Genomic DNA, 19,586 nt, shown 5'->3' with positions numbered 1-19,586 from the left:
GAACCGGCAGCCTAGACCTTGAAGCGCGACACGCCGCTGCGCAGGTCGTTGGCGACCAGCGTCAGCTCGTCGATCGCCTGGCTCGACTGGCGCAGCGATTCGACGGTCTGCTGCGCGGCCTCGGACAACTGCATCAGCGCCTGGTTGATCTGCTCGGCGCCGCCGGCCTGCGCCTGCATGCCTTCATTGACCATCAGCACGCGCGGCGCCAGCGACTGCACCTGGGCGATGATCTGCGACAGCTGGTCGCCCACCTGCGTGACCTCGGACATGCCGCGGCGCACCTCCTCCGAGAACTTGTCCATGCCCATCACGCCGGCCGACACCGCCGACTGGATCTCGCGCACCATCTGCTCGATGTCGTAGGTGGCCACCGCGGTCTGGTCGGCCAGGCGGCGGATCTCGGTGGCCACCACGGCAAAGCCGCGGCCGTATTCGCCGGCCTTCTCGGCCTCGATCGCGGCGTTCAGCGACAGCAGGTTGGTCTGGTCGGCGACCTTGGCGATGGTGGTCACCACCTGGTTGATATTGCCGGCCTTCTCGTTGAGCGTGGCCAGCTTGGCGTTGACCGAGCCGGCGGCATCCATCACATGCTGCATGGTGCCTTCCATGCGCGACAGCCCGACCTGCCCGGTGCCGGCCAGCGCCGCGGCCTGCTCGGCCGCGCTGGAGACTTCGTGGATGGTGCGCACCAGGTCGCGCGCGGTGGCCGAGATCTCGCGCGAGGTGGCGCCGATCTGCGTGGTGGTGGCGGCGGTCTCGGTGGCGGTGGCCTGCTGCTGGCGCGCCGTGGCGGCGATCTCGTTGACCGAGGTGGTGACTTGGATCGCGGTGCGCTGCGCCTGGCCCACCAGCGAGGTCAGCTCGCCGGTCATCTGGTTGAAGCCTTCCTCCACTTCCTGGAACTCGTCCTTGCGGCGCAGCGCCATGCGCAGGCGCAGGTCGCCGCCGCGGATGCCGGCCAGCAGGCCGACGATCGACTGCATCGGCACCGTGATCGCGCGCAGCAGCAGGTAGCCGCAGACCAGTGCCACCACCAGCGCGACGATCAGCGCGGCTTCGATGCCGATCTTGGCGGCATTGACGGCATCGTCGATGCCCTGCGCGGCGCGCGCGTTGACCGCGTTGTTGTCGTCCACCAGGCGCTGGGTGGCCTTGCGCGCCTCCATCCAGTGGTCATGCGCCTCGCCGCGCAGCGCCGCCGCGGCGGCGACGGCGTTCCACTCCGCCTGGCCCGACAGCACCTGGGCCGCCTGCTCGTAGCGCGCGCGCATGTCGCGATAGACCTTGAACGCGGCGCGGTCGTCGTCGCGCGTGATCGAGGCTTCGTACTGCTGCTCGAGCTTGTCCAGGCGGCCGGCCGCGTCCTGGCCCTGCTGCTGGAAGCGGCGCCGCTCGGCCTCGCTGGTGGCGTTGATGGTCTGCCAGGCCAGCACATAGCGCTCGCCCCAGACGCCGCGGATGCCGGTGCTGTAGTTCAGTCCGGGCAGCGCGTCACGCAGCATCAGCGCGGTTTCGCGCTCGATCGCGACCAGGCGGGTATAGGCAACCACGCCCATCAGTGCCATGACCAGCAAGATCAGCGAGAAGCTTGCCAGGATGCGCGTGCGGATGGTCCATTCATTCACGGTGAGATCCCGGTGATGTTCTTGTTCCGGGCGCGGCCGGATGCCGGCAAGGCTGGCCGCGGGGGCGCAGTGGAACCATGCGGCGGGCGGGGGCGCCCCTGATGCGCGGTAGGGTACTGTATGCGGCCGGCCGATTCAACGCGCAGCAGCATGCCGGCGGGCCCGGCGTTGCGCCGGCGCCCAGGGGTTTTGGCGCGTATCGGAACTGCTTGATTTTTTCCAAGTTTTCGTCACACTTGCTAAATTGCTAGCGGGTAACAATGTCGACAATTACAGATGGGGCAGGGATGGTGGCCAAGTCGGGGGCGAAGTCGGCTGGCGCCTCGCCAGGCTCGGATCTCGATCCGCTGACCGGCGTTGACAAGCGCCAGGGCTTTCTGGAGCGGCTGGAGGCACGCCTGCATAGCGAGGCGGTGCCGCGCTGCGCATTGCTGCTGATCGGCATCGACGACTTCCGCGCCTTCAACGACATGCACGGCCATGCCGAAGGCGACATCATCCTGCAGCGCGTGGCCCGCCGCCTGCGCGATGCCTCGCCCCGCGACGCCGTCATCGGCCGCATCGGCAGCGACGAGTTCGGCGTGCTGCTGCCCTCCATTGCCGACCCCACGCTGGTGCGCCACGTCAGCGCCGCGATCCTGTCGATGCTGTCCTCCCCCCACGAACATGCCGGGCGCCGCCATCACGTGCTGGCCAGCATCGGCGCCTGCGTGGCGCCCGCGGCCGGCGAGCAGGGCTCGGACATGCTGGCGGCGGCCAGCCTGGCGCTGGCGCGGGCCAAGCACGACGGCGGCCGCACCATCCGCTTCTTCAAGCCGCAGATGCGCTCGGACGTGACCACGCGGCTGTCGCTGGTGCAGGCCCTGCACGAAGCCTACGCCCAGCGCCAGTTCGAGCTGCTGTACCAGCCCCAGGTCGACCTGCGCGACGGCCGCGTCCATGGCGCCGAGGCGCTGATGCGCTGGCGCCATCCCACCCGCGGGCTGCTGTCGCCGGCCGCCTTCATCGACGCGCTGGCCGGCAGCAGCATCGCCAGCGATGTCGGCATGTGGCTGCTGCAGACCGCCTGCGCGCAGGCGCGCGCGTGGTCGCTGTCGTTTGCGCGGCCGCCGCGCGTGGCGATCAACCTGTTCGCGGCCCAGCTCTCCGAAAGCCGCCTGCTGACCGAGGTGCGCCACGTGCTGCGTGCGCTGGAGCTGGCGCCCGACTGCCTCGAGATCGAGATCACCGAGACCATCGCCCTGCAACAGGGCGACGAGGTCTCGGACCAGCTGCAGGCGCTGCGCCGCGACGGCGTCACGCTGACCTGCGATGACTTCGGCACCGGCTATGCGTCGCTCAGCTTCCTGAAATCGTTCCCGGTGGACCGGCTCAAGATCGACCAGTCCTTTATCCGCAACGTGACCGAAGACCCGGTCGACGCGGCCATCGTGCGCTCGGTGATCAATGTGGGCGCCAGCCTGCACATCGGCGTGGTCGCCGAAGGCGTGGAAACCGTCGAGCAGCGCGATTTCCTGCTCGCCAACGGCTGCCATGAGGCGCAGGGCTACCTGTACGGGCGCCCGATGCCCGCCGAGCGCCTGACCGAAATGCTGCGCCAGCAAGCCGGCGGCTGAGCGGCCTGCGCGCCGCGGCTGCCCGCCCCGGGCAGCGAAGTTGTTTCCACCTTTGACGGCGAAGCGGCCCCCTTTGCGGCGGCGCCGACCGCCGGCCCGCCCGCAGCCTGCCCAGCGCACCGGCTGGCCCGCCCGCTCCCTGCGCATGGCGAAATACGAGCTTACAAACTGTGCCGCGCCGGACGCGCCGCGGCATCCCGGGCCATGTATGGTGACAATAGGGTGGCCGCCGGCGTGGGCCGGCCTGCCCCGCTACCCGGCGCTACCCGGCGCTGTCCCCGGTGCTGTCTCGCTCCTGCCTTTCATGTCCGATCCTTCCCAATCCGCTGGCTTCATTCCCGCTCGCTCCGGCAGTCGCACCCGTGGCCGGCGGGCGCTGACCGCGCTGGCAGCCGCAGCCGGCCTTGCCGTGGCGGCTGCTGCACTGGCGCAGGCGCCCGCCGCCCCGGGCGAACCCTATCTCGACGCGCCGGCTGCCGACGCCGCGCTGCAGCAGGCCGACCCTTCCTCGCGCATTGCCACGCTGACCGCGGTCGACGGCAACCTCAGCTTTGCGCCCGCCGGCTCGGATGCCTGGGCCGCGGCCGGGCTGAACCGGCCGGTCACCACCGGCGACCGGCTCTGGACCGAGCCGGGCGGACGCGCCGAACTGCACGCCGGCACGGTGGCGCTGCGCATGGGCGGCGCCACCGCCGCCAGCATCCTGAACCTGGACGACAGCACCACGCAGGTCAAGCTGACGCAGGGCACGCTGCAAGTGCGCGTGCGCGCGTTGCCGCCGGGCCAGACCGTCGAGGTCGATACCCCCAACCTGGCCTTCGTGCCGCGCGAGCCCGGCGACTACCGGCTGGACGTGGCGCCCGACGGCAGCACCACCACCGTGACCCTGCGCCACGGCAGCGCGGTGGTCTACGGCGACAGCCGCACCATCGAGCTGCAGCGCGGCGACCGCATGCGCTTTGCCGGCACCGACCTGGCCGATGCGGGCGGCGGCGGCGCGGCGGAAGACGCGTTCGACCGCTGGACCGCGGCGCGCGACGCGCGCGAAGACGCGTCGCCGTCGGCGCGCTATGTGCCGCGCGAGATGCCGGGCTACGCCGCGCTGGACGGCTATGGCGACTGGCAGGAAGACCCCGGCTACGGCGCGGTGTGGTTCCCGCGCGTGGTCAGCGCGGGCTGGGCGCCGTACAGCGCCGGCCACTGGGCCTGGATCGCGCCGTGGGGCTGGACCTGGATCGACGATGCGCCATGGGGCTTCGCGCCGTCGCACTATGGCCGCTGGGCCTATGTGGGATCGCGCTGGGGCTGGGTCCCCGGGCCGCGCGTGCGCCCGTGCTATGCGCCGGCGCTGGTGGCCTTTGTCGGCGCCGCCGGGCCGAACTGGAGCGTGCGCGTAGGCAGCGGACCGGCCGTGGCCTGGTATCCGCTGGGGCCGCGCGACGCCTACCGGCCGGTCTATCGCGCCAGTCCCACCTACGTGGCGCGCATCAACCGGGTGACGGTCAACAACTTTGTCATGGGCGAGCGCCGCCCGCCGCCTTACGTCAACCGCACCGTGCCCGGCGCCATCACCGGCATGCCGGCGCGCAACTTTGTCGAAGGCCGCCCCGCGCGCGGCCTGCACCGCCCCGAATGGCGCAACGTGCCGGCGGGCGAGGCCCACGGCGCGCCGCCGGTGGCGCCGGTCAAGGGCAGCCTGGTGGGCGCGGCGCCGCTGCGGCCGCTGCCGCCGCAGGCGCGCCATGGCTTTGAACGCCAGGCGATTGCCGCGCGCGCGCCGGGCCGCCCGGCCACGGAAGACCTGGCGCGGCGCTTTGCGCGCGAAGGCGGGGTCGTGCCCGGTGCCGGCCCGGCCTGGCGCGGCGGCAACGAACGGCGGCCCGGCCGCGACGCACGGCCGGTGCCCGATGTGCGCATGAGCCAGGCCGCGATCGGATCGCGCGACCACGTCCAGGCCCAGCCGCGCCCCGGGCGTATCGATGCCGACGGCGACGGCCGCGCGGATCGCAATGATGCGAATGCGCGGGGCGAGCCATGGCGTGGCCCTGGCCGCAGCCAGAGCACCCGGCCCGACGAGGCGCGCGGCTTTGCCGGACAGCCGGGCGCGCCGGGCGACGTCCAGCGCCAGCAACAAGCCATGCAGCGCGAGCAGCAGCGCCAGCAGATGGAGCAGCAGCGTGAGCAGCAAGTTGAGCAGCAGCGCGCCCTGCGTGAGCAGCAACGGCACCTGGACCAGCAGCGCCAGCAGCGCATGCCGCCGCGCCAGTGGGCCGACGGGCAGGAGCGCCCCGACCCGGCGCGGCAATCGCAGGAGATGCAGCGCCAGCGCTTCGAACAGCAGCGCCAGATGCAGGAAGGGCAGCAGCGCCAGGCCGAACAGCAGCAGCGGCAGATGCAGGAGCAGCAGCGCGCGGCGCAGGAGCAGCAGCGCCAGCAGGCCATGCAGCGCCAGTCCGAGCAGCAGCGGCAGATGCAGGATCAGCAGCGCGCCGTGCAGGAACAGCAGCGCCAGCAGGCCATGCAGCGGCAGGCCGAGCAGCAGCAGCGCCAGATGCATGAGCAGCAACGGGCCATGCAAGAGCAGCAGCGCCAGCAAGCCACGCAGCGTCAGGCCGAGCAACAGCGGCAGATGCAGGAGCAGCAGCGCGCGGTGCAGGAGCAGCAGCGCCAGCAGGCAATGCAGCGGCAGGCCGAGCAGCAGCGCCAGATGCACGAGCAGCAGCGCGCCATGGAGGAGCAGCAGCGCCAGCAGGCGATGCAGCGGCAGGCCGAGCAGCAGCAACGGCAGATGCACGAGCAGCAACGGCAGATGCACGAGCGCCAGCGTCAGCAGATGGACCAGCAGCGGCAGATGCAACAACAGCAACGCGCGCAGCAAGAGCGCGGCCAGATGGAGGCACGCCAGGGCCGTGACGGCGATCGCCGCTAGTCGCGCCTTGCCGCCGCAATGAAAAACCCCGGCAGGCCTCGCGGCCTGCCGGGGTTTGCGCTGCGCGCCGTGGTGCCGGCAGCGTGTCTCGCTTTACTTGGCCAGTTCCGACAGGCGCACCTGCGAGATCTTGCCGTTTTGCACCCAGCCGACCACGGTGTCGGCCATCGAGCCGCCCTTGGCATCGATGCCGTCGACTTCGTTGGGGTTGACCTCCTTGGCCAGGCCCTTGACCGCATCCGGCATCTTCGCGCGGATCGCCGCGGCATCGCTGGTGGTGCCGGCCAGCTTCATCGCCCCGGCCAGCGCATACACCATGGTGTAGTTCAGCGACATCTCGGTGGTGGCATCGCGCCCGTCATGCAGCTTCTTGTAGCGGGCGTTGAAGTTCTGCGCGGCGGGGCGGCTGTCATTGACCAGCGGCAGCACGCCGATCGAGCCCTCCAGCATGCCCAGGCCGTTGGTGACCCTGGCCATCTCGTCCATCTTGGCCTGGTCCATCACGATAAAGCCGCCCTTGAAGCCCAGTTCGCGCGCCTGCTTGACGACCAGCGCGGTGGGCTCCGACGGGCCGCCGACGAACATCACGTCCGGCTTCTCGCTGATGGCGCGCGACACGCCGCTGTAGAAGTCGGTGGCCTTGGTGTACGACATCGGGTTGTTCGCCACCACCTTGCCGCCGGCGGCTTCCCACGCCGGCAGGAAGGCCTGCACCCACGCCTTGGCGTAGTCGTGGTCGGCCGGGGCCAGCGCCACGTTCTTGCCATAGCGCTTCATCTGCGCCTTGATGAACGGCTCGATATAGCCGGTATAGGCCGGCGGGATGCGGATGGTCAGCTTGTTGCCGGCGTCGGTGATGCGCGGCACGCTGGAGTAGGCCATCACCAGGAACTTCTCCTGCTCGTTGAACGCCTGCAGCGCGAAGATGCCGCCCGAATGCGGCACGAACACCGCCGGGGTCTTGTGCTGCTGCACCAGGCGGCGCCCGTTGATCGCGGCCTCGGCGGGCGAGTACTTGTCGTCCAGCGCCACCACTTCCAGCTTGACCTTCTTGCCCTTGACCTCCAGGCCCGAGGCATTGATTTCGTCCACCGCCATCTGCACGCCGGACAGCACGTTCTTGCCATACAGCGCGGCGCCGCCGGAAAGCGGGCCGGTATAGCCGATCTTGACCACTTCCTGCGCCAGCGCGGCGCCAGAGGCCAGCATCGCGGCCACGGCGGTGGCGGCCAGCGGGAAGATGCGGCGCATGATGTTGTTTTGCATGGTTTGTCTCCTGAAAGTACGGCTTGTCAGTTCCGGTTGTCTTCAATGACCCCTCGGTTTTCTCCCCTCTCCCGCTTGCGGGAGAGGGGCAGGGGGTGAGGGCAGGACGTCGCTATGCCAACGTGTTGACTTCGTTGCCGCGCCCGGCCCCCACCCCAACCCTCTCCCGCAAGCGGGAGAGGGAGCACGCAATTGGTAGTGGAAGCCTTTCGGATTCAGCCCCCGATATACGCCTTGCGAATCCCTTCATCCTTCAACAACGTATCCCTGTCCCCCTCCATCACGATCCTGCCGCTCTCGATCACATACGCGCGATGCGCGATCCCCAGCGCCGCGTAGGCATTCTGTTCCGCCAGCAGCACCGTCGTCCCCGCGCGGTTGATGCGCTGGATGATCTCGAACATCTGCTTGACCACCAGCGGCGCCAGCCCCAGCGACGGTTCGTCCAGCAGCAGCGCGCGCGGGCGGCTCATCAGGGCGCGGCCCAGCGCGACCATCTGCTGCTGCCCGCCGGACAGCGAACCGGCAGGGTCGTCCTTCTTCTGCCGCAGGATCGGAAAGAGTTCATAGACCTCGTCCAGCGTCTTGCGGATGCCCGCGCCATCCCGCCGGTGCACGTATGCGCCCAGCACCAGGTTCTTTTCCACGCTCATCGCCGGGAACAGCTTGCGGCCCTCCGGGCAGTGCACCAGCCCCGCCTGAACGATCTGCGACGGCTTCATGCCGGACAGCTCGCGCCCGTCGAAGCGCATGCTGCCGCCGCTGATTCGGTGGATCGCGCTCATCGCCAGGAAGATCGAACTCTTGCCGGCACCATTGGCGCCCAGCAGCACCACCAGCTCGCCGGCGCCGGCGTGCAGGGTGATGTTGTCCAGCGCGCGGAAGCTGCCGTACGACAGCGAGACGCGTTCAAGCTGCAACATGGTCGGCTCCCAGGTAGGCCTCGATGACATGCGGATCCTGCTGGATCTGCGCGGGCGTGCCTTCGGCGATCTTCTCGCCATAGTTCAGCACCATGATCTTGTCGGCCAGGCGCATGATCATGTCCATCTTGTGTTCGATCAGGCAGACCGTCTTGCCATGCCGAACCATCTTGCGGATCAGCTCGGCCAGGCCGACGGTCTCTTCCGGGTTGACGCCGCCGGCGGGCTCGTCGAGCAGCAGCAGTTCCGGGTCGGTCGCCAGCGCCAGCGCGAACGCCACGCGCTTGCGCGCCTCCTGCGTGATATCGGCGGCAACCTCGTGCGCCAGGTGCGACAGGCCGACGAAGTCCAGCGCGGCCTCGGCCTTGTCGCGGCACAGCCGCTCTTCTTCACGCAGGCGCCGGGTGTTGAACAGCACGTCGCCCAGTCCCGAGCGCGTGCGCAGGCGGTGGCCGACGATCAGGTTGTCGAGCACCGTGGCGCGGTCGAACAGCGCCGTCGCCTGGAAGGTGCGCGCCACGCCCAGGCGCGCGATCTGGTCGGCGCGCAGGCCGGCGACGTCCTGCCCCTTGAACAGGATCTGGCCGGAACTGGGCGCATGGGTGCCCGCGACCAGGTTGAAGAAGGTGGTCTTGCCGGCGCCGTTGGGCCCGATGATGGCGTTGATATGGCCTTGCTCGAACGTCACCGAGACATCGTGCACCGCGGTCAGGCCGCCGAATTTCTTGGTCAGGTTGCGGATCTCAAGCATGGTCGGCTCCGGCGCGGGTGGTGGGGACGGGGGCTGCGGCGTTCTGCGTAGCGGACTGCCCTGCGGGCTGGCTGACGGACTGGGCGGCCAGCTTGCCGCGCCGCTCGGCGGCTGCCTTGCGCGCCTGCTTCTTCAGGTAGGAGCCGACGATGCCGTCCGGCACGAAGATGATCAGCAGGATCAGCACCGGGCCGAACACCAGCATGCGGTAGTCCTGCATGAACTGCAGCGACTGCGTGATCCACGGCACCAGCACCGCGCCAAGCAGCGGCCCGAACAGCGTGCCGATGCCGCCCACCAGCATCGACATCACCATGTCGAAGGTCAGGTCGGTGCGGGCGATGTCCGGGCCCAGGAAACGCACCTGCCCCGCGTACAGCGCCCCGGCAAAGCCGGCGTAGCCCACCGACAGCACGAACGACAGCACCTTGGTGCGCATCAGGTTGATGCCCAGCGCCTCGGCCAGCGCGTCGCTGTTGCGCACGGCCATGAAGCTGCGCCCCACCAGCGAGGTGACGATGCGGTGCATCAGGAACACGCCGACCGCCAGGAACGCCAGTACCAGGTAATACTGCGCCTGCACGCTGTCAAAGCTGAGCGGCCCGATCGCCGCCGGCACCGGAATGCCGATCAGGCCCACGGTGCCGTGCGTCAGGCTTTCCCATTTTTCGATCAGCAGGTAGATGATGTAGCCCACGCACATGGTGAAGATCGAGAAGTAATGGCCCTTCAGGCGCAGCGACACCACGCCGACCACATAGCCCAGCACCATGCAGATCACCCCGGCCAGCGCGAAGGCCAGCCAGAACGGCACCTGGTGGTCCACGGTCAGGATGCCCAGCGTGTAGGCGCCGATGGCCATGAAGCCGCCATGGGCCAGGTTCAGCTGGCCGGTGTAGCCGGTGATCAGGTTCAGCCCGAGCGTGGCGATGGCATAGATGAAGGCCAGCGTCATCACGGTCAGGTAGTAGCTGTTGGGCGTGACCAGCGGGAACGCGATGGCGAGAGCCAGCAACAGCATCCAGCCGGTCTTTCCTTGCAGTGCTTTCATGTCTTGAGACTCCTCAGGCTGCCTTGCCGGCAAACAGGCCCTGCGGCCGGATCGACAGGATCACCACCAGCAGCACGAAGGCGATGATGTCCTTGTAGTCGGTGGAAACGTAGAAGCCGCCGAAGCTCTCGGCCATGCCGATGATCAGCCCGCCGACGATGGCGCCCGGAATGCTGCCCATGCCGCCCAGGATGATGATGACGAAGGCCTTGGTGATCACCAGGTTGCCCATGCTTGGGTAGACCAGGTTGATCGGCGCGTAGAGCGTGGCGGCGATCGCGGCGAGCGCGCCGGAGATGGCAAAGACCAGCAGCGTTACGCGGGTGGCGTCGATGCCGACCAGCGCAGCGCCCTCGCGGTTCTGCGCCATCGCCATGATGGTGGCGCCGGTCATGGTGCGCGTCAGGAACAGGTGCAGCAGCACCATCAGCGCAAACGCTGCGCCGATGATCAGCAGGCGCTGCAGCGGCGCGGTCAGGCCGAACACCTCGACGATCTGTCCGTACGGCGTGGGCATGCGGTGGAAGTCCGCGCCCCACAGCGCCTGCGCGCCGGCTTCCAGGAACAGCAGGATGCCGATCGCGGCGATCATGTCGTGCAGCTCGGGCGAATTGCGCAGCGGGTGGAACACCAGCCGGTCGGCCAGCATCGACAGCACCGCCACCACCAGCGCCGCGCCCAGCATCGCCAGCCAGTAGTTCACGCCCAGCGTGGTCATCAGGTAGTACGACACGTAGGCGCCGGCCATGTAGAAGGCGCCGTGCGCAAAGTTGGGCACGTGCAGGATGCCGTAGACCAGCGTCAGGCCAAGCGCCACCAGGCTGTACACACCGCCCAGCGTCAGGCCGTTCAGAATCTGTTGAAGGAACAATGCCACAGGGGTACCTCGTACGGTTCGGGAAACCAGGCACGCGCCGGCACGGGCCGCGCGTGTTCCGCCGCGGCGGCGCCAGGCGCGGCCGCGCAGAAAAAAATCAGGTGCGCGGGATCAGGCGGGCAGCGCCCGCTGTCGTGCGTCGTCGTGCGCCGCGGTGCGTGTGGGAATGAGTACGGTGGTGCGCCGGCTCGGGCCCATATGCGGGCCCTGCGGGCCGTGCGGGCCGCGGCAATGGCGCTGCGCAATGGTGTGCTGCGGATGCTGCATGGCGGTGTCTCCTGTGCGATGCGGCGCGGTGGCCGCCCGGCAAGCCGGACGGCGTTGCGCCCGGTGACGCCGTGTCGGGAAGTGTTCCCGCACGATCGTTCGTTTTCGCCGACTTTTGCATAGGCCCGCGGGCACCGTCAAGGAAAGCGGCCCGCTATTCCGCACCGCGAAATAGCAAAACACGCGCCTCCGGGTAAGTCCTGACGCGCGGGCCTGCCACCATCGCTGCGCTACATGGTTGCCATGCCGCGCCTGCATGGTCCGGGCCATCTTGAAAAAGCCGCCGCCGCTTTCTATGGTGCCTTCATCAGCCAAGGCACTGTCGCGGCAAGCCACCCTGCAGTTTGCTGATGAGCCGGGGGAAGCCGATGAAGATTGCGCAGATAGCACCACTCGCCGAGCGCTGCCCGCCCAGCCTGTACGGCGGCACCGAGCGCATCGTTTCGTACCTGACTGAAGAACTGGTGCGCCAGGGCCACGAGGTCACGCTGTTCGCCAGCGGAGACTCGGTCACGCGCGCCGAGCTGGTGCCGTGCTGCGACATGGCGCTGCGCCTCGATGCACGCGTGGGCGACCACCTGCCCTACTACGTGATGATGCTGGACCGCGTGATGGCGTGCGCAAGCCGCTTCGACGTGCTGCATTTCCATATCGACATGCTGCATTGCCCGCTGCTGCGGCGCATGCCGGTGCGGGCGGTGACCACGCTGCACGGCCGCCTGGACCTGCCGGAGCTGCAGCCTTTCTATGCGCACTTCCCGGATTTTCCGCTGGTGTCGGTCTCCGACGCGCAGCGCGCGCCGATGCCGCCGGTGAACTGGGTGGGCACGGTGCACCACGGCATCCCGGGGACGCTGCTGGACTACTGCGCCCATCCCGCCGGCGACTACCTCGCGTTCCTCGGCCGGATTTCCCCGGAGAAGCGGCCGGACCACGCGATCGAGGTCGCCGCGCGCGCGGGCCTGCCGCTGAAGATCGCGGCCAAGATCGACCGCGTCGACCGCGCCTACTGGCAGGAGGTGATCCGCCCGCTGGTGGCGGCCCATGCCAACGTCGAGTACATCGGCGAGATCGACGAGGCGGCGAAGTCCGCCTTCCTTGGCAATGCGCGCGCGCTGCTGTTCCCGATCGCGTGGCCGGAGCCGTTCGGGCTGGTGATGATCGAGGCCATGGCGTGCGGCACGCCGGTGATCGCGTTCTCGTGCGGCTCGGTGCCGGAAGTGATCGAGCCCGGCGTCAGCGGCTATATCGTGCACAGCGTCGATGAAGCGGTCGCCGCCGTCGCCAGCGTGGCCAGCCTGCCGCGCGCCGGCGTGCGCGCCGCGTTCGACAAACGCTTTACCGCGGACCGGATGGCGCGTGACTACGTGCGCATCTACCAGGGCTTGTCGTGTCCCGGCGACACCGGCGCGGCACATGGCGAGGCCGGTGAACTGGCGCTCGCGTAACCGGACACGACCACTGCTGGAGAAACCCCCTCATGTCTGCGGATCCCACGGAACATCCCAACCGCTCGGTGGCGGTCGCCGGCGCCAGCGACGTCGCGCAGTTCTATATCCCGGCGGCGGCGTCGCTGCAGGAGCGGCGCCCGCGCACGCTCAAGCATGGCGACACTTTCGCGCTGTTCGACCATAACGGCGACGCCATCGGTGCGCCGGGCAGCCCCGAGGGGCTGTTCCATTTCGATACCCGCCATCTTTCCTTCCTGCGGCTCACGGTGGAAGGGCAGCGGCCAATGCTGCTGTCATCCACGCTGCGCGACGACAACGCCGCGCTGACCTGCGACCTGACCAACCCCGACCTGTTCGACCCGGAGGGCGCGCTGTGGCTGGAGCACGACCTGATCCACCTGCGCCGCTCGCGCTTCCTGTGGAACGGCGCCTGCTATGAACGCCTGAGCTTGCGCAACTTCGACGACCGGCCGCGCCACGTGCGCATCGACATCGCCTTCGATGCGGACTTTGCCGACCTGTTCGAAGTGCGCGGCACGCAGCGGCTGCGGCGCGGCACCCTGCATGCGCCGCAGGTCGACGGCGCGGCGGTCACGCTCAGCTATACCGGCCTGGACCAGGCGCGGCGCGAGACCCGGATCTCGTTCGATCCGCTGCCGCAGGCGCTGAGCGGCAACCAGGCCAGCTTCACGCTGCTGCTCAAGCCGTCCTGCGTGCAGCTGCTGCGCATGGAGATCCGCTGCCAGTCCGTCGATCGCGAGAGCGACGACCCGCAGCCCTTCCTCGGCGCGCTGCTGCAGTCCAGGCGCGAGCTGCGGCGCTCATCCGGGCGCGCGGCGGCGATCACCACCTCGAACGAGCTGTTCAACGAAGTCGCGCGGCGCAGCATTTCGGACCTGTATATGCTGCTGACCAACACCGTGCACGGACCCTACCCGTATGCCGGCATCCCGTGGTTCAGCACGGTGTTCGGCCGGGACGCGCTGATCACCGCGTTGCAGACGCTGTGGCTCGACCCCGAGATCGCGCGCGGCGTGCTGCAGTACCTGGCCGCGATGCAGGCCGAAACGGTCGACCCGCACGCCGATGCCGAGCCCGGCAAGATCCTGCACGAAATGCGCCACGGCGAGATGGCGCGCCTGGGCGAGGTGCCGTTCGCGCTCTACTACGGCAGCGTCGACGCCACGCCGCTGTTCGTGCTGCTGGCCGGCGCCTACCTGCGGCGCACCGGCGATATCGACACCATCCGCGCGCTGTGGCCGAACCTGCAGGCGGCGCTGGACTGGATCAGCGATTACGGCGACCGCGACGGTGACTTGTTCGTCGAATACGGCCGGCTGTCGCCGGAAGGCCTGATCAACCAGGGCTGGAAGGACAGCCGCGACTCAGTGTTCCATGAAGACGGCCGGCTCGCCGCCGGCCCGATCGCGCTGGCCGAGGTGCAGGCCTACACCTACGGCGCCTGGCTGGCCGCGGCGCAGATCCGCGCGGCGCTGGACGACAGCGAGGGCGCCGCCATCTATGCCGCCAGGGCCGAAGTGCTGCGCGACGCCTTCGACGCGCGCTTCTATGACCCAGCGCTGGGCACCTACGTGCTGGCCCTCGACGGCAGCAAGCAGCCGTGCCGCATCCGCGCCTCCAACGCCGGCCATACGCTCTTCACCGGCATCGCGCTGCCGGAGCGCGCGCCGTCGGTAGTGGCCGCGCTGATGCAAAGCACGTCCTTCTGCGGCTGGGGCATCCGCACCGTCGCCGCCGATGCCGCGCGCTTCAACCCGATGAGCTACCACAACGGCTCGGTATGGCCGCACGACAACGCCCTGATCGCGGCCGGCATGGCGCGCTACGGCTACCACCCCGAAGCCAACCGCATCTTCGAAGGCCTGTTCGCGGCATCGAGCTATATCGACCTGCGCCGCCTGCCCGAACTGTTCTGCGGCTTCGCGCGCCAGCGCAGCCAGGGCCCGACCTTCTACCCGGTGGCCTGCGCACCGCAGGCCTGGGCCGCGGCCGCGCCGCTGCTGATGCTGCAGGCCTGCCTGGGGCTGGACTTCGACACGCAGCAACCGGCGATCACGTTCGAGAACCCTTCGCTGCCGCCGTTCCTGGATGAGGTGGTGTTCCGCAACCTGGGGGTCGGTGGCGGCAGCGCGGATGTGGCGGTGCGGCGCTCCGGCGAGCGGGTGGTGGTGGATGTGCTGGAGCGGCGGGGGCCGGTGCGGGTGTTGACGCGGAATTAGTCAGTAGCGCTCAGCGGGCGCAGGCGTGGTCCGGGCGCGAGCCGCGGGCTAGGCGAGGTCTGCCGGCAGCGCGCGCAGGCAGGCCACCAGCGCTGCCACCACATCGTCCTCCACCGGCTGGCGCCGCCACATCACGCCTACCGGCGGCAAATCCCAGCTCAGCGCATGCGGCAGCGCCACCGCCCCCCTGGCCTCGGCCAGTTCGCCAGCGACCGCCCTGGGTACGATGGTTGTCGCCGCCGGATGCTTGCGCATCAGCGTGGCCATGGTCTTGATCGAATAGGTCTCGACGATCGGCGTGGGCTGCGCCACGCCCGCCACCGCGAAGATGGTATTGATGGTGCGCCGGATCGGCGTGTTGGGTGGCGGCAGGATCCAGTCGCGTTCGGCCAGCTGGTGCCAGTCGAGCGCGCCGCGCGACAGCCGCGTGGCGGCCGCGGTGGGCACGACCAGTGCCGGCTCTTCGCGATACAGCGCTTGCTGCACGATGTCCGCGCCCGGCGCAAAGAAGGTGCGCGCGATGACGCAGTCCAGCTCATGCTCGCGCAGCGCGCTGACCAGCTCGTCGGTGGTGCCTTCGCGCACCAGCACCGATACCCGCGGGGTCTGCGCCAGCCCGAAGGTGCAGGCCGTGTCGAGCACGCTGCGGCTGATGTAGGGAATCACGCCGAGGCGCAGCCGGCCCGACAGCCCCGCTTCGATCGCCGCCAGTTCGCGCCCGAGCGCATCAGCGTCGGCCAGGGTCAGCCTGGCATGCGCCAGCACCGCGTGGCCGGTGGGCGTGGGCTCCAGTCCGCGCCGGGTGCGGGTGAACAGCGGCACCATGAAGATGTCTTCGATCTCGCGCAGGGTCTTGGTGACGGCCGGTTGCGACAGGTTGAGCTCGGCCGCCACGCGCGACACCGAGCGCTGCCGCGCCAGCGCGAGCAGCAGCGGCAGGTGCCGCAGGCGCAGGCGCGATACCAGGTTGTGGACCAGCTTGTCGGGGGCGACGGACATGGGGGCTTGCGACGACGGGCGCGCTAGCGGGGCGCGGTGAAATTATTACCGGATGGTAATACCACAATAACCAAACAGGCGCATCTGGTTATTCGGCAAACCTATACTGGCCGGCATCACAGGAGCATCCCCATGTTCACCACCCGTCCCGAGATTGTTGGCACCTTTGGCGTTGCGGCTTCCACGCACTGGCTGGCCACGCAGACCGCCATGGGCGTGCTGGAGCGCGGCGGCAACGCCTTCGACGCCGCAGTCGCCGCGGGCTTTGTGCTGCAGGTGGTCGAGCCGCACCTGAACGGCCCCGGCGGCGAAGTGCCGATCCTGTACTGGAGCGAGCGCGAGCGCGCCATGCGCTCGGTATGCGGGCAGGGCCCGGCGCCGGCGCTGGCCGATCCCGCCGCGCTGCGCGCCATGGGCCTGGACCTGGTGCCCGGCATCGGCCTGATACCGGCCGCCGTGCCCGGCGCCTTCGGCGCATGGCTGACCATGCTGCGCGAGCATGGCACCTGGTCGCTCGCCGATGTGCTGGCGCCCGCCATCGGCTATGCGCGCGACGGCTTTCCACTAGTGCCGCGCATCGTGCGCGCGATCCTGGCAGTGCAGGCGCTGTTCCGCGATGAATGGCACAGCTCTGCCCAGACCTGGCTGCCCGACGGCAAGGTGCCGCGCCCCGGCAGCCTGCATACGCTGCCGGTGCTGGCCGCTACCTATACGCGCATCGTCGAAGAGGCGCAGCGCCGCAGCGATACCCGCACCGGGCAGATCGACGCGGCGCTGGACTGCTGGTACCGCGGCTTCGTCGCGCAGGAGATCGATGCGTACTGCCGCGATACGCCGGTGCGCGACACCACCGGCGACAAGCACGCCGGCCTGCTGCGCTTCGAAGACATGGCCGGCTGGACGGCCGAGACCGAAACCCCGGTGACCCTGGATTTCGGCCGCTATACCGTTGCCAAGTGCGGCATCTGGAGCCAGGGGCCGGTGTTCCTGCAGCAACTTGGCATGCTGCGCCATGCCGGCCTCGAGCAATATGCGCCGGAATCGCCGGAGTTCGTGCACCGCATTGCCGAGGCCGCCAAGCTGGCCATGGCCGACCGGCTGGCGTGGTACGGCGATCCGCATTTCGCCGCCAGCCCGCTGGCGGGTTTGCTGGACGACGGCTACCTGGCCGCGCGCGCGCAGTGCATCGGCGCGCAGGCGGCGCAATCGATCGAGCCGGGTACGGTCAACGGCGTTGCGCCGCGCCTGCCAGACCTGGCCGCGGCCACGCGCACGCTGCAGCGCGCCGACGTGCGCTTCGGCGTGGGCGAGCCGACGTTTGCCGAACTGCCGCCGGTCGCCGAATGGGCCGAACAGGAGCTCTTTGTCGGCGATACCTGCCATATCGACGTGATCGACCGCCACGGCAACATGGTCGCCGCTACGCCGTCGGGCGGATGGCTGTCGTCGAGCCCGACCATCCCGGCGCTCGGCTTTGCGCTGAACACCCGCCTGCAGATGACGTGGCTTGAGCCGGGCCTGCCCAATACCCTGGCGCCCGGCAAGCGGCCTTGCACCACGTTGTCGCCGTCGCTGGCACTGCGCGACGGCGAACCCTACATGGTGTTCGGCACGCCCGGCGGCGACCAGCAGGACCAGTGGTCGCTGGCGTTCTTCCTGCGCCATGCCGTGCATGGCATGAACCTGCAGGAGGCGATCGACGCGCCGGCCTGGCATGTCGACCACTTCCCGGCTTCGTTCTGGCCGCGCCAGACCGTGCTCAACCGCATCAGCATCGAATCGCGCTTCCCGGAAAGCACGCTCGCGGCGCTGCGCGCGCGCGGCCACGACGTGCGCGTGGGCGAGCCGTGGTCCGAGGGCCGCATGTCGGCGTGCTCGCGCCAGTTCGACGCCCGGGGCCGGCTGGTGCTGCGCGCCGGCGCCAATCCGCGCGGCATGCAGGGCTATGCCGCCGGGCGCTGATGCGTTACCAGGTCACCCCAAAAAAGATAGACAGACACGAAGACGGAGGAATCACACCATGCGATGGATGACCAAGACCCTGCTGGGCGGCATGGCCGCGCTGGCGATGTGCCTGAGCGGCGCCGCGCGCGCGGCCGACAGCTGGCCGCAGAAGCCGATCACGCTGATCGTGCCGTGGGCCGCCGGCGGCTCGACCGATATCCTGGCGCGCGTGCTGTCCGAGCATCTGACGCGCTCGCTCGGCCAGCCGGTGATCGTCGACAACAAGCCCGGGGCCTCGGGCAATATCGGCTCGGCCATGGTGGCGCGCGCGCGGCCCGACGGCTACACGCTGCTGGTCGGTTCGATGAGTACCCACGCCATGAACCCGGCGCTGATGCCCAACATGCCGTTCCGCGGCGTGGAAGACTTCACGCCGCTGGGCCTGCTGGCCTACGTGACCAACACGCTGGTGGTGCACCCGTCGGTGCCGGCGCAGAACGTCAAGGAACTGATCGCCTACGCCAGGGCCAATCCCGGCAAGCTGGCCTACGCCAGCGCCGGCCCCGGCTCGACCAATCACCTGAGCGCGGTGCTGTTCGAGAAGATGGCCGGCGTGCAGATGCTGCACGTGCCGTACAAGGGCGGCGCACCCGCAGTGGTCGATACCGTGGCGGGCCAGACCCAGCTGCTGTTCTCCGCGGGTACCCAGACGCTGCCGCACGTGAAGGGCGGCAAGCTGCGCCTGCTGGCCGTCACCGAGGGCAAGCGCTCGCCATTGCTGCCCAATGTGCCGACCGTCGCCGAAACGGTGCCAGGCTATGAACTGGCGGTCTGGTACGGTGCCTTCGGTCCGAAGGGGATGCCGGCCGAACTGGCCGCGCGCCTGAACCGCGAGATCAACGCGGTGATGTCGCTGCCCGAGGTCAGGTCCAAGATGAACGCCATCGGCGTCGAGACCGCGACCTCCACGCCGCAGCAATTCGGCGCCATCCTGCAGCGCGATGCCGACCGCTACGGCAAGCTGATCCGCGAACTCGGCATCAAGGGGGAATGACATGAGCCTGCTGCGCACCGCCTCGCTGGTGGCCGCGGCCAACATGCTGTGCGACCAGCTGCAGCAGGCCAGCGATCCCGGCGCCGCGTTCGACGCGATCGGCGCCGCCACCCTGCAGGCGCTCGGGCCGGGCCTGCTGACCATCAACGCCTGGCACGCCGGGCCGGCCCAGATCGAACGCCTGTGGTCTTCTCACCCATCCGCGTACCCGGTCGGCGGACGCAAGTCGAAGGGCGACAGCCCCTGGCGGCGCCAGCTGCTGGAACGCGGTGAGCTTTTTGTTGGCGAGGGCGACGCCGCGCTGGCGGCGGTGTTCGATGACGTGCAGGTTATTCGCGAGCTGGGCTGCACGGCGGTGGTCAATGTGCCGCTGTGCTACCAGTCGCGCGTGACAGGCACCTTCAACTATCTGGCGGATCGCTCCGCATGGTCGCCGGCGGAGCTAGCGGCGTTGCGTGTGCTGGCCGCGCTGGCCGCGGCCGCCGTGCGCGACTGGCTGGCGGCGCAAGGCTGACGGCAGCGCCTGGTACCGCTGCCCGGCGCTGGCATGACAGGCTTGCATTGCCCTGTGTGGGAGTGTTGTTGGATAC

General features: G+C 69.4%; 15 protein-coding genes. 7 read left to right on the top strand and 8 right to left on the bottom strand.

Translation table 11 applies throughout. The annotated features are described in order from the left end of the window. Window positions 1-11: 11 nt before the first annotated feature. Entirely contained in the window at window positions 12-1,628 is a 1,617-nt protein-coding gene (locus CBM2594_RS22880; protein ID WP_116359080.1) for a methyl-accepting chemotaxis protein, read from the bottom strand. Between the two features lie 287 nt (window positions 1,629-1,915). Here CBM2594_RS22880 and CBM2594_RS22875 point away from each other — a divergent pair, with 287 nt between their 5' ends. Both CBM2594_RS22875 and CBM2594_RS22870 read left to right on the top strand, forming a co-directional pair. Next, the gene (locus tag CBM2594_RS22875) at window positions 1,916-3,244 is read left to right on the top strand and encodes a putative bifunctional diguanylate cyclase/phosphodiesterase (RefSeq protein ID WP_116359079.1); all 1,329 of its coding nucleotides are present in this window, start codon (window positions 1,916-1,918) and stop codon (window positions 3,242-3,244) included. Window positions 3,245-3,548: 304 nt separating this feature from the next. Further along, window positions 3,549-6,173 carry a DUF6600 domain-containing protein gene (locus tag CBM2594_RS22870; protein ID WP_116359078.1) on the top strand — a complete coding sequence of 875 codons (2,625 nt, stop codon included), beginning with the start codon at window positions 3,549-3,551 and terminating at the stop codon, window positions 6,171-6,173. A 93-nt stretch (window positions 6,174-6,266) separates the two neighbouring features. Here CBM2594_RS22870 and CBM2594_RS22865 read toward each other — a convergent pair whose 3' ends face one another. From CBM2594_RS22865 to CBM2594_RS22840, 6 genes are all read right to left on the bottom strand, one after another. Then, window positions 6,267-7,439 carry an ABC transporter substrate-binding protein gene (locus CBM2594_RS22865; protein ID WP_116359077.1) on the bottom strand — a complete coding sequence of 391 codons (1,173 nt, stop codon included), beginning with the start codon at window positions 7,437-7,439 and terminating at the stop codon, window positions 6,267-6,269. 215 nt (window positions 7,440-7,654) lie between these two features. Then, window positions 7,655-8,362: an ABC transporter ATP-binding protein gene (locus tag CBM2594_RS22860; RefSeq protein WP_116359076.1), complete on the bottom strand. Its 708-nt coding sequence runs from the start codon at window positions 8,360-8,362 to the stop codon at window positions 7,655-7,657. Next, window positions 8,349-9,113: an ABC transporter ATP-binding protein gene (locus CBM2594_RS22855; RefSeq protein WP_012356559.1), complete on the bottom strand. Its 765-nt coding sequence runs from the start codon at window positions 9,111-9,113 to the stop codon at window positions 8,349-8,351. The genes CBM2594_RS22860 and CBM2594_RS22855 overlap by 14 nt, the downstream gene beginning before the upstream one ends. Next, on the bottom strand, window positions 9,106-10,164 hold the full coding sequence (locus tag CBM2594_RS22850; protein WP_116359075.1) for a branched-chain amino acid ABC transporter permease: 1,059 nt from the start codon (window positions 10,162-10,164) through the stop codon (window positions 9,106-9,108). Before CBM2594_RS22850 ends, CBM2594_RS22855 begins: the two co-directional genes overlap by 8 nt. A gap of 13 nt (window positions 10,165-10,177) precedes the next feature. Continuing rightward, window positions 10,178-11,041: a branched-chain amino acid ABC transporter permease gene (locus CBM2594_RS22845; protein ID WP_116359074.1), complete on the bottom strand. Its 864-nt coding sequence runs from the start codon at window positions 11,039-11,041 to the stop codon at window positions 10,178-10,180. A 111-nt stretch (window positions 11,042-11,152) separates the two neighbouring features. After that, window positions 11,153-11,308 carry a hypothetical protein gene (locus CBM2594_RS22840; RefSeq protein ID WP_198048199.1) on the bottom strand — a complete coding sequence of 52 codons (156 nt, stop codon included), beginning with the start codon at window positions 11,306-11,308 and terminating at the stop codon, window positions 11,153-11,155. Between the two features lie 368 nt (window positions 11,309-11,676). Between CBM2594_RS22840 and CBM2594_RS22835 the strand changes: the two genes are divergently transcribed. Both CBM2594_RS22835 and CBM2594_RS22830 read left to right on the top strand, forming a co-directional pair. Further along, window positions 11,677-12,756 carry a glycosyltransferase family 4 protein gene (locus tag CBM2594_RS22835; protein WP_116359073.1) on the top strand — a complete coding sequence of 360 codons (1,080 nt, stop codon included), beginning with the start codon at window positions 11,677-11,679 and terminating at the stop codon, window positions 12,754-12,756. 32 nt (window positions 12,757-12,788) lie between these two features. After that, a complete protein-coding gene (locus tag CBM2594_RS22830; protein WP_116359072.1) occupies window positions 12,789-14,999 on the top strand; it encodes an amylo-alpha-1,6-glucosidase in 2,211 nt (736 codons plus the stop codon). Window positions 15,000-15,047: 48 nt separating this feature from the next. Here the strand turns inward: CBM2594_RS22830 and CBM2594_RS22825 are convergent, their stop codons facing one another. Beyond that, window positions 15,048-15,998 (bottom strand): LysR family transcriptional regulator, encoded by a 951-nt coding sequence (locus CBM2594_RS22825; RefSeq protein ID WP_116359071.1) that lies wholly within the window; start codon window positions 15,996-15,998, stop codon window positions 15,048-15,050. 132 nt (window positions 15,999-16,130) lie between these two features. Between CBM2594_RS22825 and CBM2594_RS22820 the strand changes: the two genes are divergently transcribed. From CBM2594_RS22820 to CBM2594_RS22810, 3 genes are all read left to right on the top strand, one after another. Beyond that, the gene (locus CBM2594_RS22820) at window positions 16,131-17,960 is read left to right on the top strand and encodes a gamma-glutamyltransferase family protein (RefSeq protein ID WP_116359070.1); all 1,830 of its coding nucleotides are present in this window, start codon (window positions 16,131-16,133) and stop codon (window positions 17,958-17,960) included. Window positions 17,961-18,027: 67 nt separating this feature from the next. Beyond that, window positions 18,028-18,996 (top strand): Bug family tripartite tricarboxylate transporter substrate binding protein, encoded by a 969-nt coding sequence (locus tag CBM2594_RS22815; protein ID WP_373457616.1) that lies wholly within the window; start codon window positions 18,028-18,030, stop codon window positions 18,994-18,996. Between the two features lies 1 nt (window position 18,997). Beyond that, window positions 18,998-19,510 (top strand): GAF domain-containing protein, encoded by a 513-nt coding sequence (locus CBM2594_RS22810; RefSeq protein WP_116359068.1) that lies wholly within the window; start codon window positions 18,998-19,000, stop codon window positions 19,508-19,510. Window positions 19,511-19,586: the final 76 nt, after the last annotated feature.

The organism is Cupriavidus taiwanensis (assembly GCF_900249755.1).
GTDB classification, from domain to species: Bacteria; Pseudomonadota; Gammaproteobacteria; order Burkholderiales; family Burkholderiaceae; genus Cupriavidus; species Cupriavidus taiwanensis_D.
Note: the sequence above shows the minus strand (reverse complement) of the source record. Positions and strands in the feature narration are given on the sequence as shown.

Bases quoted from the DNA above. Each gene is read 5' to 3' on its own strand.
- CBM2594_RS22875 (WP_116359079.1), top strand. From the start codon at position 1,916: ATGGTGGCCAAGTCGGGGGCGAAGTCGGCTGGCGCCTCGCCAGGCTCG.
- CBM2594_RS22870 (WP_116359078.1), top strand. From the start codon at position 3,549: ATGTCCGATCCTTCCCAATCCGCTGGCTTCATTCCCGCTCGCTCCGGC.
- CBM2594_RS22865 (WP_116359077.1), bottom strand. From the start codon at position 7,439: ATGCAAAACAACATCATGCGCCGCATCTTCCCGCTGGCCGCCACCGCC.
- CBM2594_RS22860 (WP_116359076.1), bottom strand. From the start codon at position 8,362: ATGTTGCAGCTTGAACGCGTCTCGCTGTCGTACGGCAGCTTCCGCGCG.
- CBM2594_RS22855 (WP_012356559.1), bottom strand. From the start codon at position 9,113: ATGCTTGAGATCCGCAACCTGACCAAGAAATTCGGCGGCCTGACCGCG.
- CBM2594_RS22850 (WP_116359075.1), bottom strand. From the start codon at position 10,164: ATGAAAGCACTGCAAGGAAAGACCGGCTGGATGCTGTTGCTGGCTCTC.
- CBM2594_RS22840 (WP_198048199.1), bottom strand. From the start codon at position 11,308: ATGCAGCATCCGCAGCACACCATTGCGCAGCGCCATTGCCGCGGCCCG.
- CBM2594_RS22835 (WP_116359073.1), top strand. From the start codon at position 11,677: ATGAAGATTGCGCAGATAGCACCACTCGCCGAGCGCTGCCCGCCCAGC.
- CBM2594_RS22830 (WP_116359072.1), top strand. From the start codon at position 12,789: ATGTCTGCGGATCCCACGGAACATCCCAACCGCTCGGTGGCGGTCGCC.
- CBM2594_RS22825 (WP_116359071.1), bottom strand. From the start codon at position 15,998: ATGTCCGTCGCCCCCGACAAGCTGGTCCACAACCTGGTATCGCGCCTG.
- CBM2594_RS22820 (WP_116359070.1), top strand. From the start codon at position 16,131: ATGTTCACCACCCGTCCCGAGATTGTTGGCACCTTTGGCGTTGCGGCT.
- CBM2594_RS22815 (WP_373457616.1), top strand. From the start codon at position 18,028: ATGACCAAGACCCTGCTGGGCGGCATGGCCGCGCTGGCGATGTGCCTG.
- CBM2594_RS22810 (WP_116359068.1), top strand. From the start codon at position 18,998: ATGAGCCTGCTGCGCACCGCCTCGCTGGTGGCCGCGGCCAACATGCTG.